The following is a 16,918-nucleotide window of genomic DNA, read 5'->3' as shown; positions in this document are numbered from 1 at the left end:
GTGTTGGTGGCGAACAATTGCGCGCCGTTGACGGCATCGGTCGACCCGGCATTCAGCGCACCGGCAGCGACATTGGTGATCGTGCTCGCAACCCCGCCGCGCGATGCGTCGAAGGCACTGATCGCAGAATTGAACAGCAAGGCATTGCCCTGCAGTGTAGTGATGTTGGTCGTGTTGCCGACGACGAGGTCGTTCGTCGCGGACAACTGGCCGCCATTGATGGCATCGGTCGAGCCCGGAGCCACTGCACCCGCAACGACGTTGGTCAGGACCGTACCATTTGCCCCGCCGAGCACGAGCGTTCCCCTCGCTGCATCGGTGTACCGGACTGCCAGCGGATCGGCAGTACCGTTGGCGATATTGGTGGTAAGATTTGTAATGTCCGCCGCATTGGTATCGACGCGCGTGTTGGTGGCGAACAATTGCGCGCCGTTGACGGCATCGGTCGACCCGGCATTCAGCGCACCGGCAGCGACATTGGTGATCGTGCTCGCAACCCCGCCGCGCGATGCGTCGAAGGCACTGATCGCAGGATTGAACAGCAAGGCATTGCCCTGCAGTGTAGTGATATTGGTCGTGTTGCCGACGACGAGGTCGTTCGTTGCGGACAGCTGGCCGCCATTGACGGCGTCGGTCGAGCCGACGGCAATAGTACCGTCTGCTACATTCGTGATCCGCGTCGCCGCGCCACCACGGATAGCGTTGAAGGCGTTTTCGGCGGTATCGAAGACCAGCGCGTCGATCGGGGTTAGGCCAAGCGTCGCTTGCTTCAACTGCGCGACGTTGACGGCATCGGTGTCGGCCGAACCGCCCGCAAGGCCGGTGAGACGACGATCGCCGATATTGACCTCTGCAGCGGCAGCTCCACCGATCAGATAGGCGCCATTGCCAAGCGTCGCGCCTGTTGCGAGCGAGTTCTGGCCGAGAGCGACGCTACCGGGGGCGCCTGCTGCAACACTCGCGCCAGTGCCGATTGCTACCGCGCCGGTCGCGCCGAGGGCGGTATTGGCACCGTTACCAAATGCGATCGCATCGAGTTCCGCGGCGCTGGCATAGGTCGCGCCGGAGCCAAGCCCGGTGATCCGCCCCCCGCCCAAGGAAAGTCCGGCGGGCGTCGTCAGCTGGAAGCCATCGGCTTGCTGCACACACTGCCCCGGGCCTACTGCCGTGATCGCGTTGCCGTTGATGTCGAGCGCGTTGAGCGTGATTGGCGCGCCGGCAGCAGTGCTGGTCAGCGTAGGCGTGATGTTCAGGTTGAGCAGCCCACCCGTCAGCGGACCGAGCAACGTTTGCGCCGGCGTCAGTACAGGCACCAGCACACTGCCGATCAGATTGGTGACGACCGAGCGTGGCAGGCTGACCCCGGTGCAGGCGCCGACTACAGAAGTCTGGGCACTGGCTTGGCTGCCGGCAAGCGAAGCGAACGCCAACGCGGCGAAGGAGATGATGCCCCGCAAATGATCGGCGCGACGCGACTTGCGTGCGGTGGCGCCGATGACGTGTGATTTCGTAATTCTCTCAAGACACGCCGATGCACGACTCGCGGTAAAGGCGTAATTAATAGCTACAAGGGGGGTTTGTGTCGTGACTACGAGTTTTGACATGTGAATATCTCCTGCTCCTGACGAGCAGTGTGCAGCGAAATAACTACCTAATACTTAATGCATATATACAGGTCATATTGGCTTAAATTAGTGACCAACTCTGTTATTTCTATTAATTGCAACCGATGTGCCTTGTATTTAGATACTTTCGATTTAGTATTTTAATAAGTAACTTATATACGGTATCACAGCCAAGAAAGATTAAAGCCAAATTGATTTGTTTCATTTAATCGATTAGTTGTTGAAAACTTCCTGCTCTTACGTCCTTTGTGGACCAGCTAAAACTGAAGCACACGCCCAAGAAATAAACCACCATAGTGAGGGGTAGGACTGCCATTCTGGCTGCCAAAGGTCTTAATCAAAATGGCCGACCATATTTCGTCGACACAGAGCACATGCAATTATGCGAGGAGTTACAACGACCGCTTAGAACAAGCTGCGACGAGACCGTCATTTTTCCAGAAGATGAGCGAAGCTTGGACTAATAGACTAGGTCTACAGGTCGACAGGTCTACAGACCGCCAGGTCGACAGGTCGACGGGCCGACGGGCCGACGGGCCGACGGGCCGACGGGCCGACGGGCCGACGGGCCGACGGGCCGACGGGCCGACGGGCCGACGGGCCTACAATTTAGCATCAGGTACTGCCGCTGGTCGTCGAGATGCTCAAACGACGCGGCATGCCGATCCCAGCAACGCTTGCAGCTCGCCACGATCCGATAGATTTATCAAGGATAGGTATTTCGGCGCGAATGCAGTTCACAAGACAATATTCTTAATCGGTCTTTATTTTGGACGTTCTGTTACATCCTTGCAATTATTACCTGATGTATCGAACTACAATGTTCATCTAATATGCTGATATGTAGTGGATACAAGCAATACATTTTGCCTTGATGCTCATAAGATAATCACGGCACTTGACAAGTTATATAACCAAATATCTGATAATAGCCAGGGCTTAATTCATGATGTATATCATCACAGGCATCCTGCTCGTCGTCGTGATTGCGACAGGATGGTATATTTACTCGAAGATGTTGAAATCAAAGAGAATGCGCAGTTTTGCCCGCAAACGTGGGCGCGATGCAGCCGCATGGCAAAAGGTATTGGACCAGAACGCCGCAGATCGCGCGAAAGCCGACCTTGCCGCAAATAGGGCTTGAATCTTTTTCGTTGTATCCGATTTCTGTACGCCGATCTAAAGAAACCGCTCTCCGGCATGATCACGGAACAGTTCGTGGTTGCGGACATAGTCGGACAGAATCTCTAGTGATTTATGGCGACTTACTTCCTTCATTTTGAACACCGTTGCACCTTGTCGCGCCGCTTCGGTCAGGAAACCCGCGCGTAGCGAGTGGCCCGAGACGTGTTCGGGATCATAGCCTGCAGCAGCCGCGCGCGCCTTTACGACCAGCGCCACGCCTCGGTCGCTCATCGGCTTGGCCGTGATCCGCCCCTGCGGGGTTAGCTTGCGGAATACCGGACCCTTGTCGAACCCTGCGCAGGCGATCCATGCTAATAACAACGCCTTGGGACGGATCCGCCGACCTTCGGGTACCGCAATGATCGCGCCTTCGCCTTCCTGATCGGTCTTGGATTTGCGAACCGTGATCATCAGCCCCTCGGGCGTGATCGCAACGTCATCGATCTTCAGCGCGACCAGTTCGGATCGGCGCAACGCCGCGGCCATGCCGATCGCCAGCAGCGCCCGATCCCGCACCGCCCGAACGCTATCGGCCCCGTCGCTTTCGCAGGCGCGCAGCATGTCGCGCAGCATGTCCCCGTCCGCGGCGCGTTTCTGGACCTTCTTGATACCGTGCGTGCGGCGGATACCGGCGACAGCATTGCGGATCGCCACGGCCCCCGCCTGTTGCTGCGGCGGATCGAACCCGGCCTGCGCATGCATATAACCGATCGCGGCCAGCCGACGCCCGATCGTCGAAGGCCGTACCCCCGCCTGCGCTTCCGCCGACAGGAAGATCGCGACCGCCTCGGGCGCGGCCGGCAACGGGTCGATCGCGCGCGGTCCGCACCAGGCCAGGAATATACGCCAATCGGATTCATACGCCCGTCGCGTCGCCGGCGCGCGCGCCGCGGCGACATACGCACGCGCCGCCTCGATCTCTTCGCCCAGCAATAAAGGAATTAACGGTGTCGTCGAAATTCGCGTGAGCGCGGTATCGTCGAGGTCGTCGTTCATGCGTCACTGCCTCGGTTCGCCTGGAGCCCTGATCACCCGGTTTCGTCTACGGCGAGCAAATACGCTCGAACGACATGGCCCGCACCGAACATGCGGACAATTTTCCCGCATCAGGACCGGTATCGGTTTATTCCGAGAATACCATTTATCGGAATAAACGGGCTTGTAAACGACGGCGCTGCAATCGGTTCTCTGATGTCGCGCGAAGCGTCGGGAAGTTACGCTGTGGATCGCCGCGTCGGCTGCGAAACGGTGCCGCACGGCATCGCTCGCCCCCCTCGCGGAATCCCGCATGGCTGCGCTGTAATGATCGCGACTTGTCGTTACGCCGGTTGCCGGTAAGGAACCGGCTTCTTGCAGAACATGTGAAGGTGTCGAACATGGCCGATAACACGCGCGTAATAGTGGTCGGGCTCGGCTATGTCGGGTTGCCGCTCGCTGTTGCGCTGGCCAAGTCGTTCGAGACCTGGGGCCTCGATGTCGATACCGGCCGCATCGCCGAACTCGAACGGCAGCATGACCGTACCGGCGAAATCGACGCCGATCGTCTCGCCGCATCCAGCCTGCGCCTGACGACCGATCCGACAGCCTGTCCGGATGCCGATTTCTACGTCGTCACCGTGCCGACACCGGTCGATGCCGACAACCGTCCCGATCTCGGCATCGTGATGGCTGCGACGCGTACCGTAGGCAGCATGCTGAAGCCGGGGCGGCGGTCGATCGTCATCTACGAGAGCACCGTCTATCCCGGGGTGACCGAGGATTTGTGCGGGCCCGAGCTCGAACGCGTCAGCGGCCTCGTCTGCGGCGAGGACTTCTTCCTCGGCTATTCGCCCGAGCGGATCAATCCGGGCGACCGCGAACATACTGTCGACCGGATCACCAAGGTGATCTCCGGCCAGACGCCCGCGGTGCTCGAGGCGATCGCCGATCTCTATGGCAAGGTGACAACGGGCGGCGTGTTCCGTGCCGCCTCGATCAAGGCGGCCGAGGCGGCCAAGGTGATCGAGAACGCCCAGCGCGACATCAACATCGCCTTCGTCAACGAAATCACGCAGATCTTTGCGAAGATGGACCTGTCGGTCTGGGACGTGCTGGCCGCGGCGGGCACCAAATGGAACTTCCTGAAGTTCGAGCCGGGTCTCGTCGGCGGGCACTGCATAGGCGTCGATCCCTATTATCTCGCACACCGCGCGACCGAGCTCGGCTGCGATCCGCGCATCATCCTGGCAGGCCGAGACATGAACGACGGCATGGCGGCATGGGTGGCGAAGGACGTGCATGACTGGCACGCCGGTTCGGGCGGAACGGGCGGTTCGGGCACCGCGGGCGGTAAGATCCTGATGCTCGGCCTGGCATTCAAGCAGGACGTGCCCGACCTGCGCAACTCGAAGGTCGCCGATCTGGTCGCGGCGTTCCAGGCGCTGGGCCATCAGGTCGACGTGCACGATCCGCTTGTTTCCGCAGCTGAAGCGCGTCACGAATATGGTCTGAAGCTCGTCACGGCACCTGCCGACGTGACCTACGACCTGATCGTGCTGGCCGTTCCCCACCGTGAACTGGTCGAAGATTTCGCCCGGTTTACGGGACAGTTGGCACCAGGCGGCGGAATCGTCGATCTGAAGAACGCACTCGCTGGGTCGGATCAGGTGGCCGACGGAATGAAACTATGGACGATGTAACAATCGCGCTTACATGCAGAGGGAACGGTCGCCGTGCGGCCGCCCGTGTCTGCGTTCGAGGTTTGCGTGTTCTCTAAGTTGTTCCGCCGCATGTCGGCCACCGTATCGTCGAAACCCCTGTTTGCGGGCCCACCCGGCACGCGACTCTATGCTGTCGGCGACGTCCATGGCCGCCTCGATCTCGTCGACGATCTGCTCGGCCGTATCGAAGACGACATCGCCGATCGGCCGGTGGAGGCCGCGGCGGTCGTTTTCCTGGGCGACCTGATCGATCGTGGTCCGGAATCCGCCGGTGTCATCGATCGGTTGCAGAGCATCCGGCATTTTCCCGCCAGGATGCTGTTTATTCAAGGTAATCACGAAGAGTTTCTGTTGCGCGCGCTGGCCGGCGAACCGGGTGTCGCGCATGACTGGCTTGGCTTTGGCGGCGATGCCTGCATGGAAAGCTACGGCGTTGCGACCGCCGCCCTGCAGGCGATGGACGAACAGCGGATCGCCGAGGTGCTTCGTGAGGCGATCCCGGCCGCGCATGTCGCCTTCCTGAAGACCTTCGGCGACACTTTTCGGTTCGGCGATTATCTCCTGGTTCATGCCGGCATCCGGCCGGGCGTGCCGATCGACAAGCAGCAACCGCGCGATCTGCGCTGGATCCGCCAACCCTTCCTGTCCGATGCGCATGATCATGGCTGCATGGTCATCCATGGCCACACCATCAGCGACGGTGTCGATCAGCGCACCAATCGGATCGGGATCGATACCGGTGCCTATCGGACCGGCATTCTGACGGCAGCGGTGATCGAGGAGGAGGATCTCCGCTTCCTGGCGACGGGCCCGCAAGACACCGTTAGCGTACCCGCCTGAAACGGTAAAACTGCGGCGAGTCCCACCGCGCGGCCAGCACGATCGCGAGCGGAGGCAGCATGGTCAGCGCGATATCGACAAGCATCGGGCCAGGGGCCCAGGGATAGCTGTCGACATAATAGCGAATGAAGTCGAACGCCTCGTTGACCAGTTCGACGCCGAAAACGAGGATCAGCGGCAGCCATGATCCGAGCGGCAGACGCAGCAGCCAGCCAAACCCCAGGGTCAGCAGCACGCCGAGCAGCAAATGGAAATCATGATGCGTCAGGCCGGATGTCGCGGTCAACCAGACCTTGAACATCTCCCAGTCTAGAACGATCGCAACCATAGCGCTGCTATGCGCAACAACGCCCATCAGTCTGCCTTCCCCGGCGCGATTTCAGTTATCGGCGTACCGGGCATGTCGATGAATTCGGCCTGCGTCACACCGTGATCGTGCAGTTTGAACATGATTTTGGCGAGACACTTCGTTCGTGCAGCCCGCGGAACGATGATCCTGACCGGTCGACCGGCCGCCCATTCGGCTGCGTATTTCTTGAAGTCGGCATTTCGCAACGTCCGCCCGGCACTCGACAGATCGCATTTTCGGGATTTCGCCACGACCATAATTTCGCTGGGGATCTCATCAGGCTCTGCGCTATTCGACAAAAACAGCGCAAGAGCGGCGATAAGGATCATGCAACCGCATTCGCTACCCTGGCTACGCTGTCAACACAGTCTCGATCGCTATTGCGACAAGGGCCAGCTTATTGCCTGTCTCATTGAACATTTCAGTGCTCGACTTGCGGCAGACCGGGGTTAATTGTAGGTGTGTATCCGTGCATCACGGGGATGCAGGGTCGGTTGCAGGGCAGTGACATTATGAAAATCGGATTGATGGGCCGGATGGCCATCATCGGTCTCGCCTTGCTGCTGGCGGCGTGCGCGTCGACGCGCGGTGGAAAGATCTCGTATGATTCCAGCAACTTCGGCACGCCCGACGCACCCAAGGTCGTCGCGATCGACGATACCTACAAGCTCGCCCCGCTCGATACGGTAAGCGTCATGGTATTCCAGGTCGCCGATCTCAGCCGCGACTACGACATCGATCAGAGCGGACGCATCACCATGCCGTTGCTCGGCCGCGTCGATGCGGTCGGCCTCAGCACGACCGAGCTCGGCACCGTGATCGGACACCGGCTGGACGAGAAATACCTGCGCAATCCTAGCGTTACGGTTTCGTTGAAGTCGTCGGCCAGCCGCGTCGTCACGGTCGATGGATCGGTCCGCCAGCCCGGCATCTATCCGGCGACCAGCACGCTTTCTCTGGTTCAGGTCATTGCACTAGCGCGCGGTACCGACGATCTCGCCAATCCCCGTCGCGTCGCCATTTTCCGGACCATCGGTGGGAAGCGCATGGCGGCCGCATTCGACCTGACGAGCATCCGCCGTGGCGAGATGAAGGATCCGGAAGTCTATCCCGGTGACACGGTCGTCGTAGACGGATCGGCCGTCAAGAAAACACAGCGCGACCTGATGCAGAGCCTGCCGCTCGCATCCATCTTCCTGGCGCTTTGACGCCTCGCCTTTAGGACTTTTGTACATGGCAAGCCCAGGGGCCGTGGGTCCTACGAACCTGACCGTGCAACCGGATCAGCGCCGCGATCTCGCCCCTTTGACCCCGGAAAGTGGGTATGGCGGGTATGGAACCACGAATAACAGTAGCGAACTGTCGTTGTCGCTGTTGTGGCGCATCGCCGTCGAATGGCGCTGGCTGATCCTTGCAGCGATCGGCACTGGCATTGCCGCAGCGGTGCTCATCACGCTGCTGACACCTCTAAAGTATCGCTCCGTCGCCACGCTTGAGCTCAACCCACCCGAGGTGGAGATCATGGCAGACGAAGGGAATAAGAGTGGGCGGCAAAGCAGCGGGCGCAACGATACCAATTTCGTCGGCACGCAACTTGCCCTGCTTGGCAGTAGAGCGCTCGCCGAACGCGTCGCACAAAATCTCAATCTTGCTGCCGACCCGGCAATTGTCGGCGAGAGTACCGATCGCGCCGCCAACACCGAGATCGCGGCAGGGTTCGTACAAGGCGGAACGAAGGTAAAACTTCAGCCGCAGAGCATGATCGTTATCGTATCGTTCGTTGCACGCGATCCGCAACTTGCAGCGAAGGTCGTCAATGGTATCACCGACGCATACATTGCGACCAATCTGGAACGACGCTACCAGTCGTCATCCTACGCGCGGGACTTCCTTCAGCGCCAGATCGCGACCACGCGGCGCGACCTGGAAAAGTCGGAACGCGGGCTCACCGCCTATGCGCAACAGCAACGGCTGATCAGCACGGGTAGCAGCGAAGAAGGTAGCGACACCAATTCGCTGACCGGTAGTTCGCTCGTCTCGCTGAACACCGCTCTTGCCGCCACCCAGGCACGCCGGATCGCAGCCGAACAGAAATATCGCGAGGCGACCCTGGGCGGTGCAACGACTGAGGGAAGCGCAAACGCGGCGCCGTTACGCGCGCAGATCGCTGCGCTCGATGCCGAATATCAGCAGAAACTCCAGACGTTCCGTCCCGACTATCCCGAAATGGTCGCGCTCAAGGCGCGCATCGATGCCTTGCGGGCGTCAGTGGTCACCGAGACGCGCACCGCCAATTCCGATCGCGTCGGCACGCTCCGCCAGGATTTCCAGGCGGCACGCGCCGAGGAAGACCGACTTCGTGCGCAAGTGTCCGGGCTTAGCGGCACGGTGCTCAATCAACGTGGCCGGCTGATCCAGTATAACATCCTGAAGCGCGACGTTGATACCAACCGTACACTCTACGATGCGCTTTTGCAGCGCTACAAGGAGATCGGGGTCGCGGGCGGTATCGGCACCGCGGTTGCGTCGGTGGTCGATCGCGGCCTTGTTCCTGGTGGGGCGTTTTCCCCTAATCTCTATCTCAATCTTTTGATCGGTGCCGCCCTCGGCTTTGTCATCGGCATGCTGGCCGCGATCGCGCTCGAATTCATCAACGATACGATCAAGACGCCAGACGACGTCCGGAACAAGCTGCAGCTACCTTTCCTGGGGGGCATCCCCACCGCCAAGAGTGCAAAGCCCGTCGAGGAATTGAAGGATACGCTGTCGCCGGTCGCCGAGGCCTATCTGTCGACCGCTTCCGCCATGCAGTTCGTGACCGAAGGTGGCGCACCTAAGACGCTGCTCGTCACCAGCACGCGTCCGGCAGAAGGTAAATCGACATCGGCTTGGGCGCTCGCGCACAGCTTTACGCGGTTGGGCAAGTCGGTCTTGCTGATCGATGCCGACATGCGCCGTCCTGCCTTCGTTACCGGGCGCGACAATATCGGCTTGTCGCATATCCTCACCAACACGGGTTCGCTGAGCGAGCACATCCTGCACACCGATGTGGAAGGGTTGTGGATCATGCCATCGGGTACCATTCCACCGAGCCCGCCCGAACTGATCGCCTCGGCGCGTTTCGCGTCGCTGCTCGCCGACGCCTCCGCGACGTTCGACGTCGTCGTGATCGACGGTCCACCGATCCTTGGTCTCGCGGACTCTCCGTTGTTGTCGTCGATCGCTCAGGCGACGTTGATGGTGATCGAATCCGGCCGCACCAGAACCCGGGCAGTGGTCGAGGCGCAAAATCGCCTTAGGACTGCAGGCGCGCATATGGTCGGCGCCATCCTGACGCGCTTCCAGGCGCAGGCATCGTACGGCTATGGCTATGGCTACGGACAGACCAAGGATCAGTACCGCTACGTTGCCGACGACAATGACAAGAAACGCCGGATCATGCTGACGACGCACGATGAGCCGTAAGAAGAGCAGGCATACGCTGCGCAACGCCTTGAGCGTTCGCGGCATGGCCTCTGCCGCGGTCTTGGCGGTCGCCGGTGTATCGCTCGGGTGGCTGTCGTTCAAATCCGCAATGGTCAACACACTGCCGGCCTCGTCGGCGGAGATCGCACGCCTGGCGCCTGATCATCCCGACGTCGTGCTGGGCCGAACAGCCGCAAGGCTGGTCGCGCAACACGGCATCCTGGATGCGCAAACCCTGAACGCCGTTCGGCAGGCGGCCGCAGCGGCGCCCCTCGATGCCCGCGCGTACCTGATCCTCGGGCATCAACAGTTGCTCGACAACACACCGGACCGCGCGGTCGCGACGCTGGAGGCCGGACAACGGCTCGATCCGCGTCAGCGGTTGATCCATCTGCTCCTGCTCGATCGGTATCTGCGCACCCAGCGCTATACCGATGCCGCAACGCAATTTTCGGTCCTGGCGCGGATCCTCGGCGCGACCCAGGCGCCGATCGCGACAGCGATGGCGCAGATGACGATGGTGCCCGAAACGCGCGATGCGGTCCGCCGCACGCTGAAGACCGACCCGGCGCTCGAGCGCGCGGTACTCACCTCGCTGGCCAAGTCCGCCATCACGCCGGATGCGATCTTCGCGCTAGCAGGCCCGGCCGCGCGGGCCGATGCAGGCAATGCCGACAGCTGGGGGCCCGTTCTGGTGAACCGTCTGGTCGAACGTGGCCAATACCCGACAGCGCGGTCGGTGTGGCAACGTATCTACGGTATATCGCCCGCGCAGGCCGCGATGGCGATCACCAATGCCGGGTTCCGCGAAACCAGGGCGGCCCCCCCGTTCGACTGGACCCTGACCGCCAGCAGCCTTGGCGCGGCGGATTTGCGGGGCGGGAGTCTGGCGGTTGAGTATTATGGACGCGACAGCGGTGTCCTGGCCAGCCAGTTGCTGGTGCTGCGGCCCGGTCGTTACCGGTTTGCCGTCACCGTCGATCCGGGCAAGACCGATGCGGCCGCCAAGCTGTATTGGACACTCGCCTGCAAGACCGCGGCGACCGATACGCGCGATCCGCTCATGACCCTCGCCGTGACCGCAACCGCCAAACCCCACCGCATTGCTGCCGATATCGCGGTTCCGGGCAATTGCCCGAGCCAGATCCTGACGCTGCGCGGCGAGGCCGGCGAATTTCCATCACCGCTGAGCGTAACGCTACGCGATCTGGATCTTCGCCCCGCACCGGACTCCAAGCCATGATCCGCCACGCGATCGTCCCCGTCTACCTTCTGGCCTGCCTGCTACTCGGAGGCGCGAGCGCGGCCGGCTTCACCGCCAACTTCATTCTCCAGGTCACGAGCCTGCCGCTGATCGGCTGGGCGTTGTGGACCATGATGCAGGAACGTCCGCCGGCGCAGATCCGTGCGCCGCTGGGCCTGCTCGCCATCTTCGTCACGATCGCGGTCCTGCAGCTCGTTCCCCTGCCTGCTGCGCTGTGGACGCTGCTGCCGGGGCGCGGCTCGGTCGTGGAAGGCTATCGGCTGCTCGGCATTCCCCTGCCCTGGCTGCCGCTGACGCTGGCGCCCGATATCGCGCCATCGAGCCTGTTGTGGCTGCTGCCTGCGATCGCCACGCTGTTGAGCGTCGTCGTGCTCGGTGCGTTTCGCGGACGCTGGATCGCCGCGGCGATCGTCGCGGTCACGCTGACGTCGGTCGCACTCGGCGCCCTTCAGGTCATCGGCGGGACCGGCGCCTATCTCTATCGCATCACCAATTACGGCGTCGCGGTCGGGTTCTTCGCCAACGCCAACCACAATGCGACGCTGTTGCTGGTCTGCATCCCGTTCCTGGCGGCACTCCAGACGATACTGCTGAAACGCAGCAAATCGCCGCGTAGCGCCTCGGCGGTCCACCTGCTCGTTGCCGCGACCTATGCCGTCATCTTCGTCGGCCTGCTGATCAATTCCTCGCTGGCGGGGATCGGCCTCGGCGTGCCCGTGGCGCTCGTCTCCTGGCTGACGTTCGGGCGTCGGCGCAACGCCGTCGTCCAGCGCAGCCTCGTCGTCGCAACCGGGCTGGTATCGCTCGCCGCCATCGTCACGATCGTCGTCGGACCGTTCGGCAACAATCTGTTCGGCACCCAGAAGGCCAATGTCGAGCTGTCGCGCCAGACCTCGTTCGCACTCACCTTGCGTGCGGCGCGCGCGTATTTTCCAATCGGCTCGGGCACCGCCAGCTTCCAGCCGGTCTATCACATGCAGGAGCCGCTCGCGTCGGTCACGACGACCTTCATGAACCATGCGCATAGCGACTGGCTCGAACTGCTCCTCGAAACGGGCGCCGTCGGAATGGCGTTCGCGGCGCTATTCCTGGCATGGTGGGTCATCCGCCTGCGCGCGATCTGGCGGGCCGAAGAGCCCGATCCGTTCGCCCAGGCCGCGGTCATCGCGACCGCCGCGATTCTGCTCCACAGCGTCGTCGACTATCCGCTGCGCACCGCCGCGCTGTCCGCGGTGTTTGCGGCCTGTATCGGCCTCATGTCGGGGGTGCGCCCCTATACGCAGCGCAGTCGTGCCCCCTCCTCGGCGCGGCATCTGAGCCTGTAGCTTAGGGCTGCGTGACCCCGGCATCGGCAGGCACGCCGGCGGTCGCGCCGGCGGTCGCCTTTGCGATCGCGTCGAGATACCGCGCTTCGACGACCGACACGTCGAATTCGCGCTCGGCAATCTCCCGACTGCGACGCCCCATCGCCGTCCGCTCGGCAGGGTCGAGCGCGAGGAAGGCGAGCATCGCGTCGGCCAGCGAACGTGCGTCGCGCACGGTGCACAGGAAAGCGTTCTCGCCGGCCCGCGCGATTTCGGTACAACCGGGCACGTCGGTCGCGATCAGCGGCCGCCCCATCGCAGCCGCCTCGAGCAGCGAGCGCGGCATGCCTTCGCGGTACGACGGCAGCACCACGGCTGCGGCACGGACCAGATGCGGCCGCACATCGGCCGCCTCGCCGAGATAGCGTAGCGTGCCCTCCCGTTCCCAGCGCTCGACGGTCGAGCGGTCGATCGCGGTCCGGTTCTGGACGTCGAGGAAACCGAGCAGATGAAATTCGACGTCAGGCCGGCTGGCGCGGACGATCCGCGCGGCATCGGCGAACTCGACCACGCCCTTGTCGCGCAACAGCCGTGCGACCATCAGGAAAACCAGGGGCGCGCCCTCCCCTGCCGGTTCGGGAACGAACTGCGCCAGATCGATCCCCGAGCCCGGGAGCAGCGCGGTACGCTCCTGACGGACTAGCCGCTGCTCTACGAACAGATCGCGGTCGTGACGGTTCTGGAAGAAGACGGTGGCTGAGCGGGCGAGCGCGGCCCGGTAGAGCAATCGAACCACCCGCGTCACCAGGCCGATCTTGATGAACGCGGTGCCGAGGCCGGAAATGTTGTTGATGACCGGGATACCGAGCGCGTGCGCGGCCAGCGAGCCGTAGACATTGGGCTTGATCGTCCAGCCCAGGAACGCGACCGGACGCACCTGTTTCAGGATACCGAAATACGCCGCGGCAAGCTTCAGGTCGCGGACCGGCGAGAGTCCCTTGCTGTCGATCTCGATCGGAAAATACTGGACACCCAGCGCGACGAGCGCGTCGCTATGCGCGTCACGCGGCGCGATCGCGACGACGTCATATCCTTCGCGCTGCAGTCTAGCGATCAGGTTGCTGCGGAAATTCACGATGTTCCAGGAGGTATTGATCGACAATACGATAGCGCCAGCCATGACAGTCGGTTCATCCCTTTCCGGTTATGGCGCAGGCTCTACCGGGTAGACCTGCCAAGCGCGAGCGCTATAGCTGCGTCGGTGGATCGCATGGACGCCTCTTACATTGTGCCGAGGCGGACGTGACGGCGTATTGGATCTTGTTTGCGATATGGGCGGCCGGTGCGGTTCAATTCGCCCGTCGGCAATATCAGGCCTATAATCGATCATTCTATATCTTCGCCGCAACGCTGACGGCGCTGATGATCGGGCTCCGCTACGATGTCGGGGGCGACTGGGTCACCTATCTTCACATGTATGAGACCATTGCGTTCCAGACGCTCGGGCCTGCACTGACGACCACCGACCCGGGATATGCGCTTTTGAACTGGATATCCGCGGGCGCGGATTGGGGGATCTGGTTCCCGAACCTGGGATGCAGCATCCTGTTCATGGCAGGCCTGGCACGACTTGCGTGGCGGCAACCCAATCCGTGGCTGGCTGTCCTGGTCGCGGTACCGTATCTCATCATCGTCGTCGCGATGGGCTATACGCGCCAGGCTGCGGCGATCGGCATCATCTGCTGGGCAGTCGCCGACGCATCGCCGAAGCGGCTGGGGCGGCTGGTGCTGATGATCGCCTTCGCCGCCCTGTTTCACAAGACCGCGATCCTGTTCCTGCCCATCCTCCTGCTTCCGGTGGTCATCCGCAGTCCGTTGCTCGGCATCGTGGGTGCGGTCGCATTCGCGCTGCTGTTCAACGTTTTTCTGGGCAGCTCTTCCGACGATCTGATCAACAACTACGTCAACAGCGACTATAATTCGCAGGGTGCGGCCATTCGGGTAGCGATGAACGTGGTGGCAGCCATTATCATGCTGCTGTTGCGAAATCGGCTCGGGCTGGAAGACTTTGCCAAGAGTTTCTGGACGAATTGCTCGATCCTATCCATCCTGTCCGTATTCGCTCTATTGGCATTCTCGGCCTCGTCGGGTGTCGATCGCATCGCCCTGTTCCTGATCCCGTTACAGGTGGTGACGTTCTCGCGTATTCCCTACGCGCTATCGACCACCGGCCGACCGCAGTTTTCGGGGGTGCTCGCGGTAATCGGTTACAGTTTTGCGGTTCAGTTCGTCTGGCTCAATTTTGCCGATAACGCCGAACTGTGGAAACCGTACGATACAGTGCTTAGGGCAGATGACCTCGGACAATAGCCGGCTTTATCAGACCTCGACGTCGACGCTGGACGTCGGACCCGCCGTCATAAACACCCGTAAATCATCGGGAAGAATATCTGGAGAGTTTGGGTCCTGCACACGACATCGATGACGCGTCGAGATCGGCTGAGCCTGCTCATTGCACTGCCGTGGTGCGGCTGATACTGGCGGCAAATGAATGCTTTTCAACCCGATGACATCCAAATGCCGTCTGTCGAAGTACCCTTGCAAGGTACGTCCGACCCGCTAATTCGGCAGTTGCCGGTACTGGGCGATCACCGCGGCAGCCTGATCGCGATCGAGGGGGGCAGCACCGTACCGTTCGACGTGAAACGCATTTACTACATCTTCGGGACGCAGCCAGGGGTGGAACGAGGGTTTCACGCGCACGTCGCCTTGCGCCAGCTTGCGGTCTGCGTGGCGGGGAGCTGCGAGATGATCCTGGACGACGGGCGGGAAAGAACCACGTATCTGCTCGATCGTCCCGATCGCGGGCTTCTGATCCAGGCCATGATGTGGCGGGAAATGCGTAACTTTTCTGCGGATGCCGTGCTGCTCGTTCTCGCAGACCATGCCTATGACGAAGCCGACTATATACGCGACTATGACCGCTTCCTCGAAACGGTGAACAGCCTGGCATGACGATCCCCTTCCTTGAATTGAAGCCTATCTACGACGAGTTGAAGGGTGAGATCGACACGGCGATCGCCGAGGTTATGGCCAGCGGCTGGTTCGTGGGCGGCCCCATCTGCACGCGGTTCGAAGAGCGTTTTGCAGATTTCTGCGGTGCCAAGCACTGCGTCGGCGTGGGTAACGGGCTGGATGCCCTTCATTTGGCGATCCGCGCGCTCGGCATCGGTGCCGGCGACGAGGTCATCATCGCCAGCAATTCGTTCATAGCGACGGTGCTGGCCATAACGATGGCTGGCGCTACGCCGGTTTTCGTCGAACCGGATCCGATCAGCAGCAATCTCGATCCATTACTGATCGAGGCGCAGATTACGCCCCGAACCCGGGCGATAATCCCGACGCATCTGTACGGCCAGCCAGCCGATATGGCGCCGATCAAAGCGATCGCCGACCGTCATGGCCTGAGGCTGATCGAGGATGCGGCCCAGGCGCATGGTGCGCGGTATCGAGGAAACCGCGTCGGCAGCGGATATGGCGACATCGTCTGCTGGAGCTTCTACCCTTCGAAGAATCTGGGCGCTTTGGGCGATGGCGGTGCGATTACGACCGACGATGCCGACCTCGCCGAACGTATCCGCGTCCTGGGCAATTACGGTTCGCGTGTGCGTTACGTAAACGACGAGCGCGGGGTCAATTCCCGGCTTGATCCGCTTCACGCCGCAGTGCTGGCGGCAAAGCTGCCCTATCTCGACGCCTGGAACGCGCGCCGTGCCCAGGTCGCGGCACTCTATCTGACCGAGTTGGCGGATTGCCCGATCCAGTTGCCGCAGGTGCCCGAATGGGCCGAGCCCGTCTGGCACTTGTTCGTCATCCACACGCCGCGCCGCGACGAGATCCGTACCGCTCTGGCGGAGCAGGGGATCGCGACCCAGCTCCACTATCCGATCCCGCCTCATCTGCAGGAGGCCTATGCCGATCTGGGGCTTGGCGAAGGCAGCTTCCCGATCGCCGAGCGGCTTGCACGAGAAACGCTGAGCCTGCCGATAGGGCCGCACCTGGCCCTCGACGATGCACGGCGGGTCGCAGACGCCATCAGGACGTGCGTGGGATAAACCGATCGCCGTCCGGTGCGGCAATCCCTTCGACGAACCGCGTGGCCTGTTTACACGGATCAGGACACCGCC

14 protein-coding genes and 1 pseudogene are annotated in these 16,918 nt (G+C 61.8%); 10 read left to right on the top strand and 5 right to left on the bottom strand.

What is annotated here, in order from left to right; all coding sequences use genetic code 11:
* Nucleotides 1–1,604: pseudogene (locus tag U1707_RS18095) on the bottom strand (hypothetical protein); the annotation flags it as partial.
* 967 nt (nt 1,605–2,571) lie between these two features.
* On the opposite strand from U1707_RS18095, the gene U1707_RS18090 reads away from it, so the two are divergent.
* Nucleotides 2,572–2,769: a hypothetical protein gene (locus U1707_RS18090; RefSeq protein ID WP_332801451.1), complete on the top strand. Its 198-nt coding sequence runs from the start codon at nt 2,572–2,574 to the stop codon at nt 2,767–2,769.
* A 35-nt stretch (nt 2,770–2,804) separates the two neighbouring features.
* On the opposite strand, the gene U1707_RS18085 is transcribed toward U1707_RS18090, so the two are convergent.
* Nucleotides 2,805–3,806, bottom strand: coding sequence for a site-specific integrase (locus U1707_RS18085; RefSeq protein ID WP_332801450.1), 1,002 nt, complete (start codon nt 3,804–3,806; stop codon nt 2,805–2,807).
* Between the two features lie 380 nt (nt 3,807–4,186).
* Here U1707_RS18085 and U1707_RS18080 point away from each other — a divergent pair, with 380 nt between their 5' ends.
* Nucleotides 4,187–5,488, top strand: coding sequence for a nucleotide sugar dehydrogenase (locus U1707_RS18080; RefSeq protein WP_332801449.1), 1,302 nt, complete (start codon nt 4,187–4,189; stop codon nt 5,486–5,488).
* Nucleotides 5,489–5,554: 66 nt separating this feature from the next.
* Nucleotides 5,555–6,349, top strand: a complete 795-nt coding sequence (locus U1707_RS18075; protein ID WP_443025729.1) for a metallophosphoesterase — start codon at nt 5,555–5,557, stop codon at nt 6,347–6,349.
* On the opposite strand, the gene U1707_RS18070 is transcribed toward U1707_RS18075, so the two are convergent.
* The gene (locus tag U1707_RS18070) at nt 6,333–6,677 is read right to left on the bottom strand and encodes a hypothetical protein (protein WP_332801447.1); all 345 of its coding nucleotides are present in this window, start codon (nt 6,675–6,677) and stop codon (nt 6,333–6,335) included. The two genes, U1707_RS18075 and U1707_RS18070, sit on opposite strands and share 17 nt — an antisense overlap.
* 26 nt (nt 6,678–6,703) lie before the next feature.
* Nucleotides 6,704–7,027 carry a hypothetical protein gene (locus U1707_RS18065; protein ID WP_332801446.1) on the bottom strand — a complete coding sequence of 108 codons (324 nt, stop codon included), beginning with the start codon at nt 7,025–7,027 and terminating at the stop codon, nt 6,704–6,706.
* 183 nt (nt 7,028–7,210) lie between these two features.
* Between U1707_RS18065 and U1707_RS18060 the strand changes: the two genes are divergently transcribed.
* From U1707_RS18060 to U1707_RS18045, 4 genes are all read left to right on the top strand, one after another.
* Nucleotides 7,211–7,906 (top strand): polysaccharide biosynthesis/export family protein, encoded by a 696-nt coding sequence (locus U1707_RS18060; RefSeq protein ID WP_332801445.1) that lies wholly within the window; start codon nt 7,211–7,213, stop codon nt 7,904–7,906.
* A 157-nt stretch (nt 7,907–8,063) separates the two neighbouring features.
* On the top strand, nt 8,064–10,163 hold the full coding sequence (locus U1707_RS18055; RefSeq protein WP_332801444.1) for a GumC family protein: 2,100 nt from the start codon (nt 8,064–8,066) through the stop codon (nt 10,161–10,163).
* Nucleotides 10,153–11,406: a hypothetical protein gene (locus U1707_RS18050; protein ID WP_332801443.1), complete on the top strand. Its 1,254-nt coding sequence runs from the start codon at nt 10,153–10,155 to the stop codon at nt 11,404–11,406. The genes U1707_RS18055 and U1707_RS18050 overlap by 11 nt, the downstream gene beginning before the upstream one ends.
* On the top strand, nt 11,403–12,752 hold the full coding sequence (locus tag U1707_RS18045) for an O-antigen ligase family protein (RefSeq protein ID WP_332801442.1): 1,350 nt from the start codon (nt 11,403–11,405) through the stop codon (nt 12,750–12,752). The genes U1707_RS18050 and U1707_RS18045 overlap by 4 nt, the downstream gene beginning before the upstream one ends.
* A 1-nt stretch (nt 12,753) precedes the next feature.
* On the opposite strand, the gene U1707_RS18040 is transcribed toward U1707_RS18045, so the two are convergent.
* The gene (locus U1707_RS18040; RefSeq protein WP_332801441.1) at nt 12,754–13,911 is read right to left on the bottom strand and encodes a glycosyltransferase family 4 protein; all 1,158 of its coding nucleotides are present in this window, start codon (nt 13,909–13,911) and stop codon (nt 12,754–12,756) included.
* 26 nt (nt 13,912–13,937) lie between these two features.
* Here U1707_RS18040 and U1707_RS18035 point away from each other — a divergent pair, with 26 nt between their 5' ends.
* The 3 genes from U1707_RS18035 to U1707_RS18025 all read left to right on the top strand — a co-directional run bounded on the left by U1707_RS18035 (nt 13,938) and on the right by U1707_RS18025 (nt 16,846).
* Entirely contained in the window at nt 13,938–15,101 is a 1,164-nt protein-coding gene (locus tag U1707_RS18035) for an EpsG family protein (protein ID WP_332801440.1), read from the top strand.
* 177 nt (nt 15,102–15,278) lie between these two features.
* Nucleotides 15,279–15,746 carry a sugar 3,4-ketoisomerase gene (locus U1707_RS18030; RefSeq protein ID WP_332801439.1) on the top strand — a complete coding sequence of 156 codons (468 nt, stop codon included), beginning with the start codon at nt 15,279–15,281 and terminating at the stop codon, nt 15,744–15,746.
* On the top strand, nt 15,743–16,846 hold the full coding sequence (locus tag U1707_RS18025) for a DegT/DnrJ/EryC1/StrS family aminotransferase (protein WP_332801438.1): 1,104 nt from the start codon (nt 15,743–15,745) through the stop codon (nt 16,844–16,846). Before U1707_RS18030 ends, U1707_RS18025 begins: the two co-directional genes overlap by 4 nt.
* The last annotated feature ends 72 nt before the right edge of the window (nt 16,847–16,918 follow it).

This window comes from Sphingomonas sandaracina, assembly GCF_036663695.1.
Lineage (GTDB): Bacteria > Pseudomonadota > Alphaproteobacteria > Sphingomonadales > Sphingomonadaceae > Sphingomonas.
This window is presented reverse-complemented; position numbering and strand designations above follow the sequence as displayed.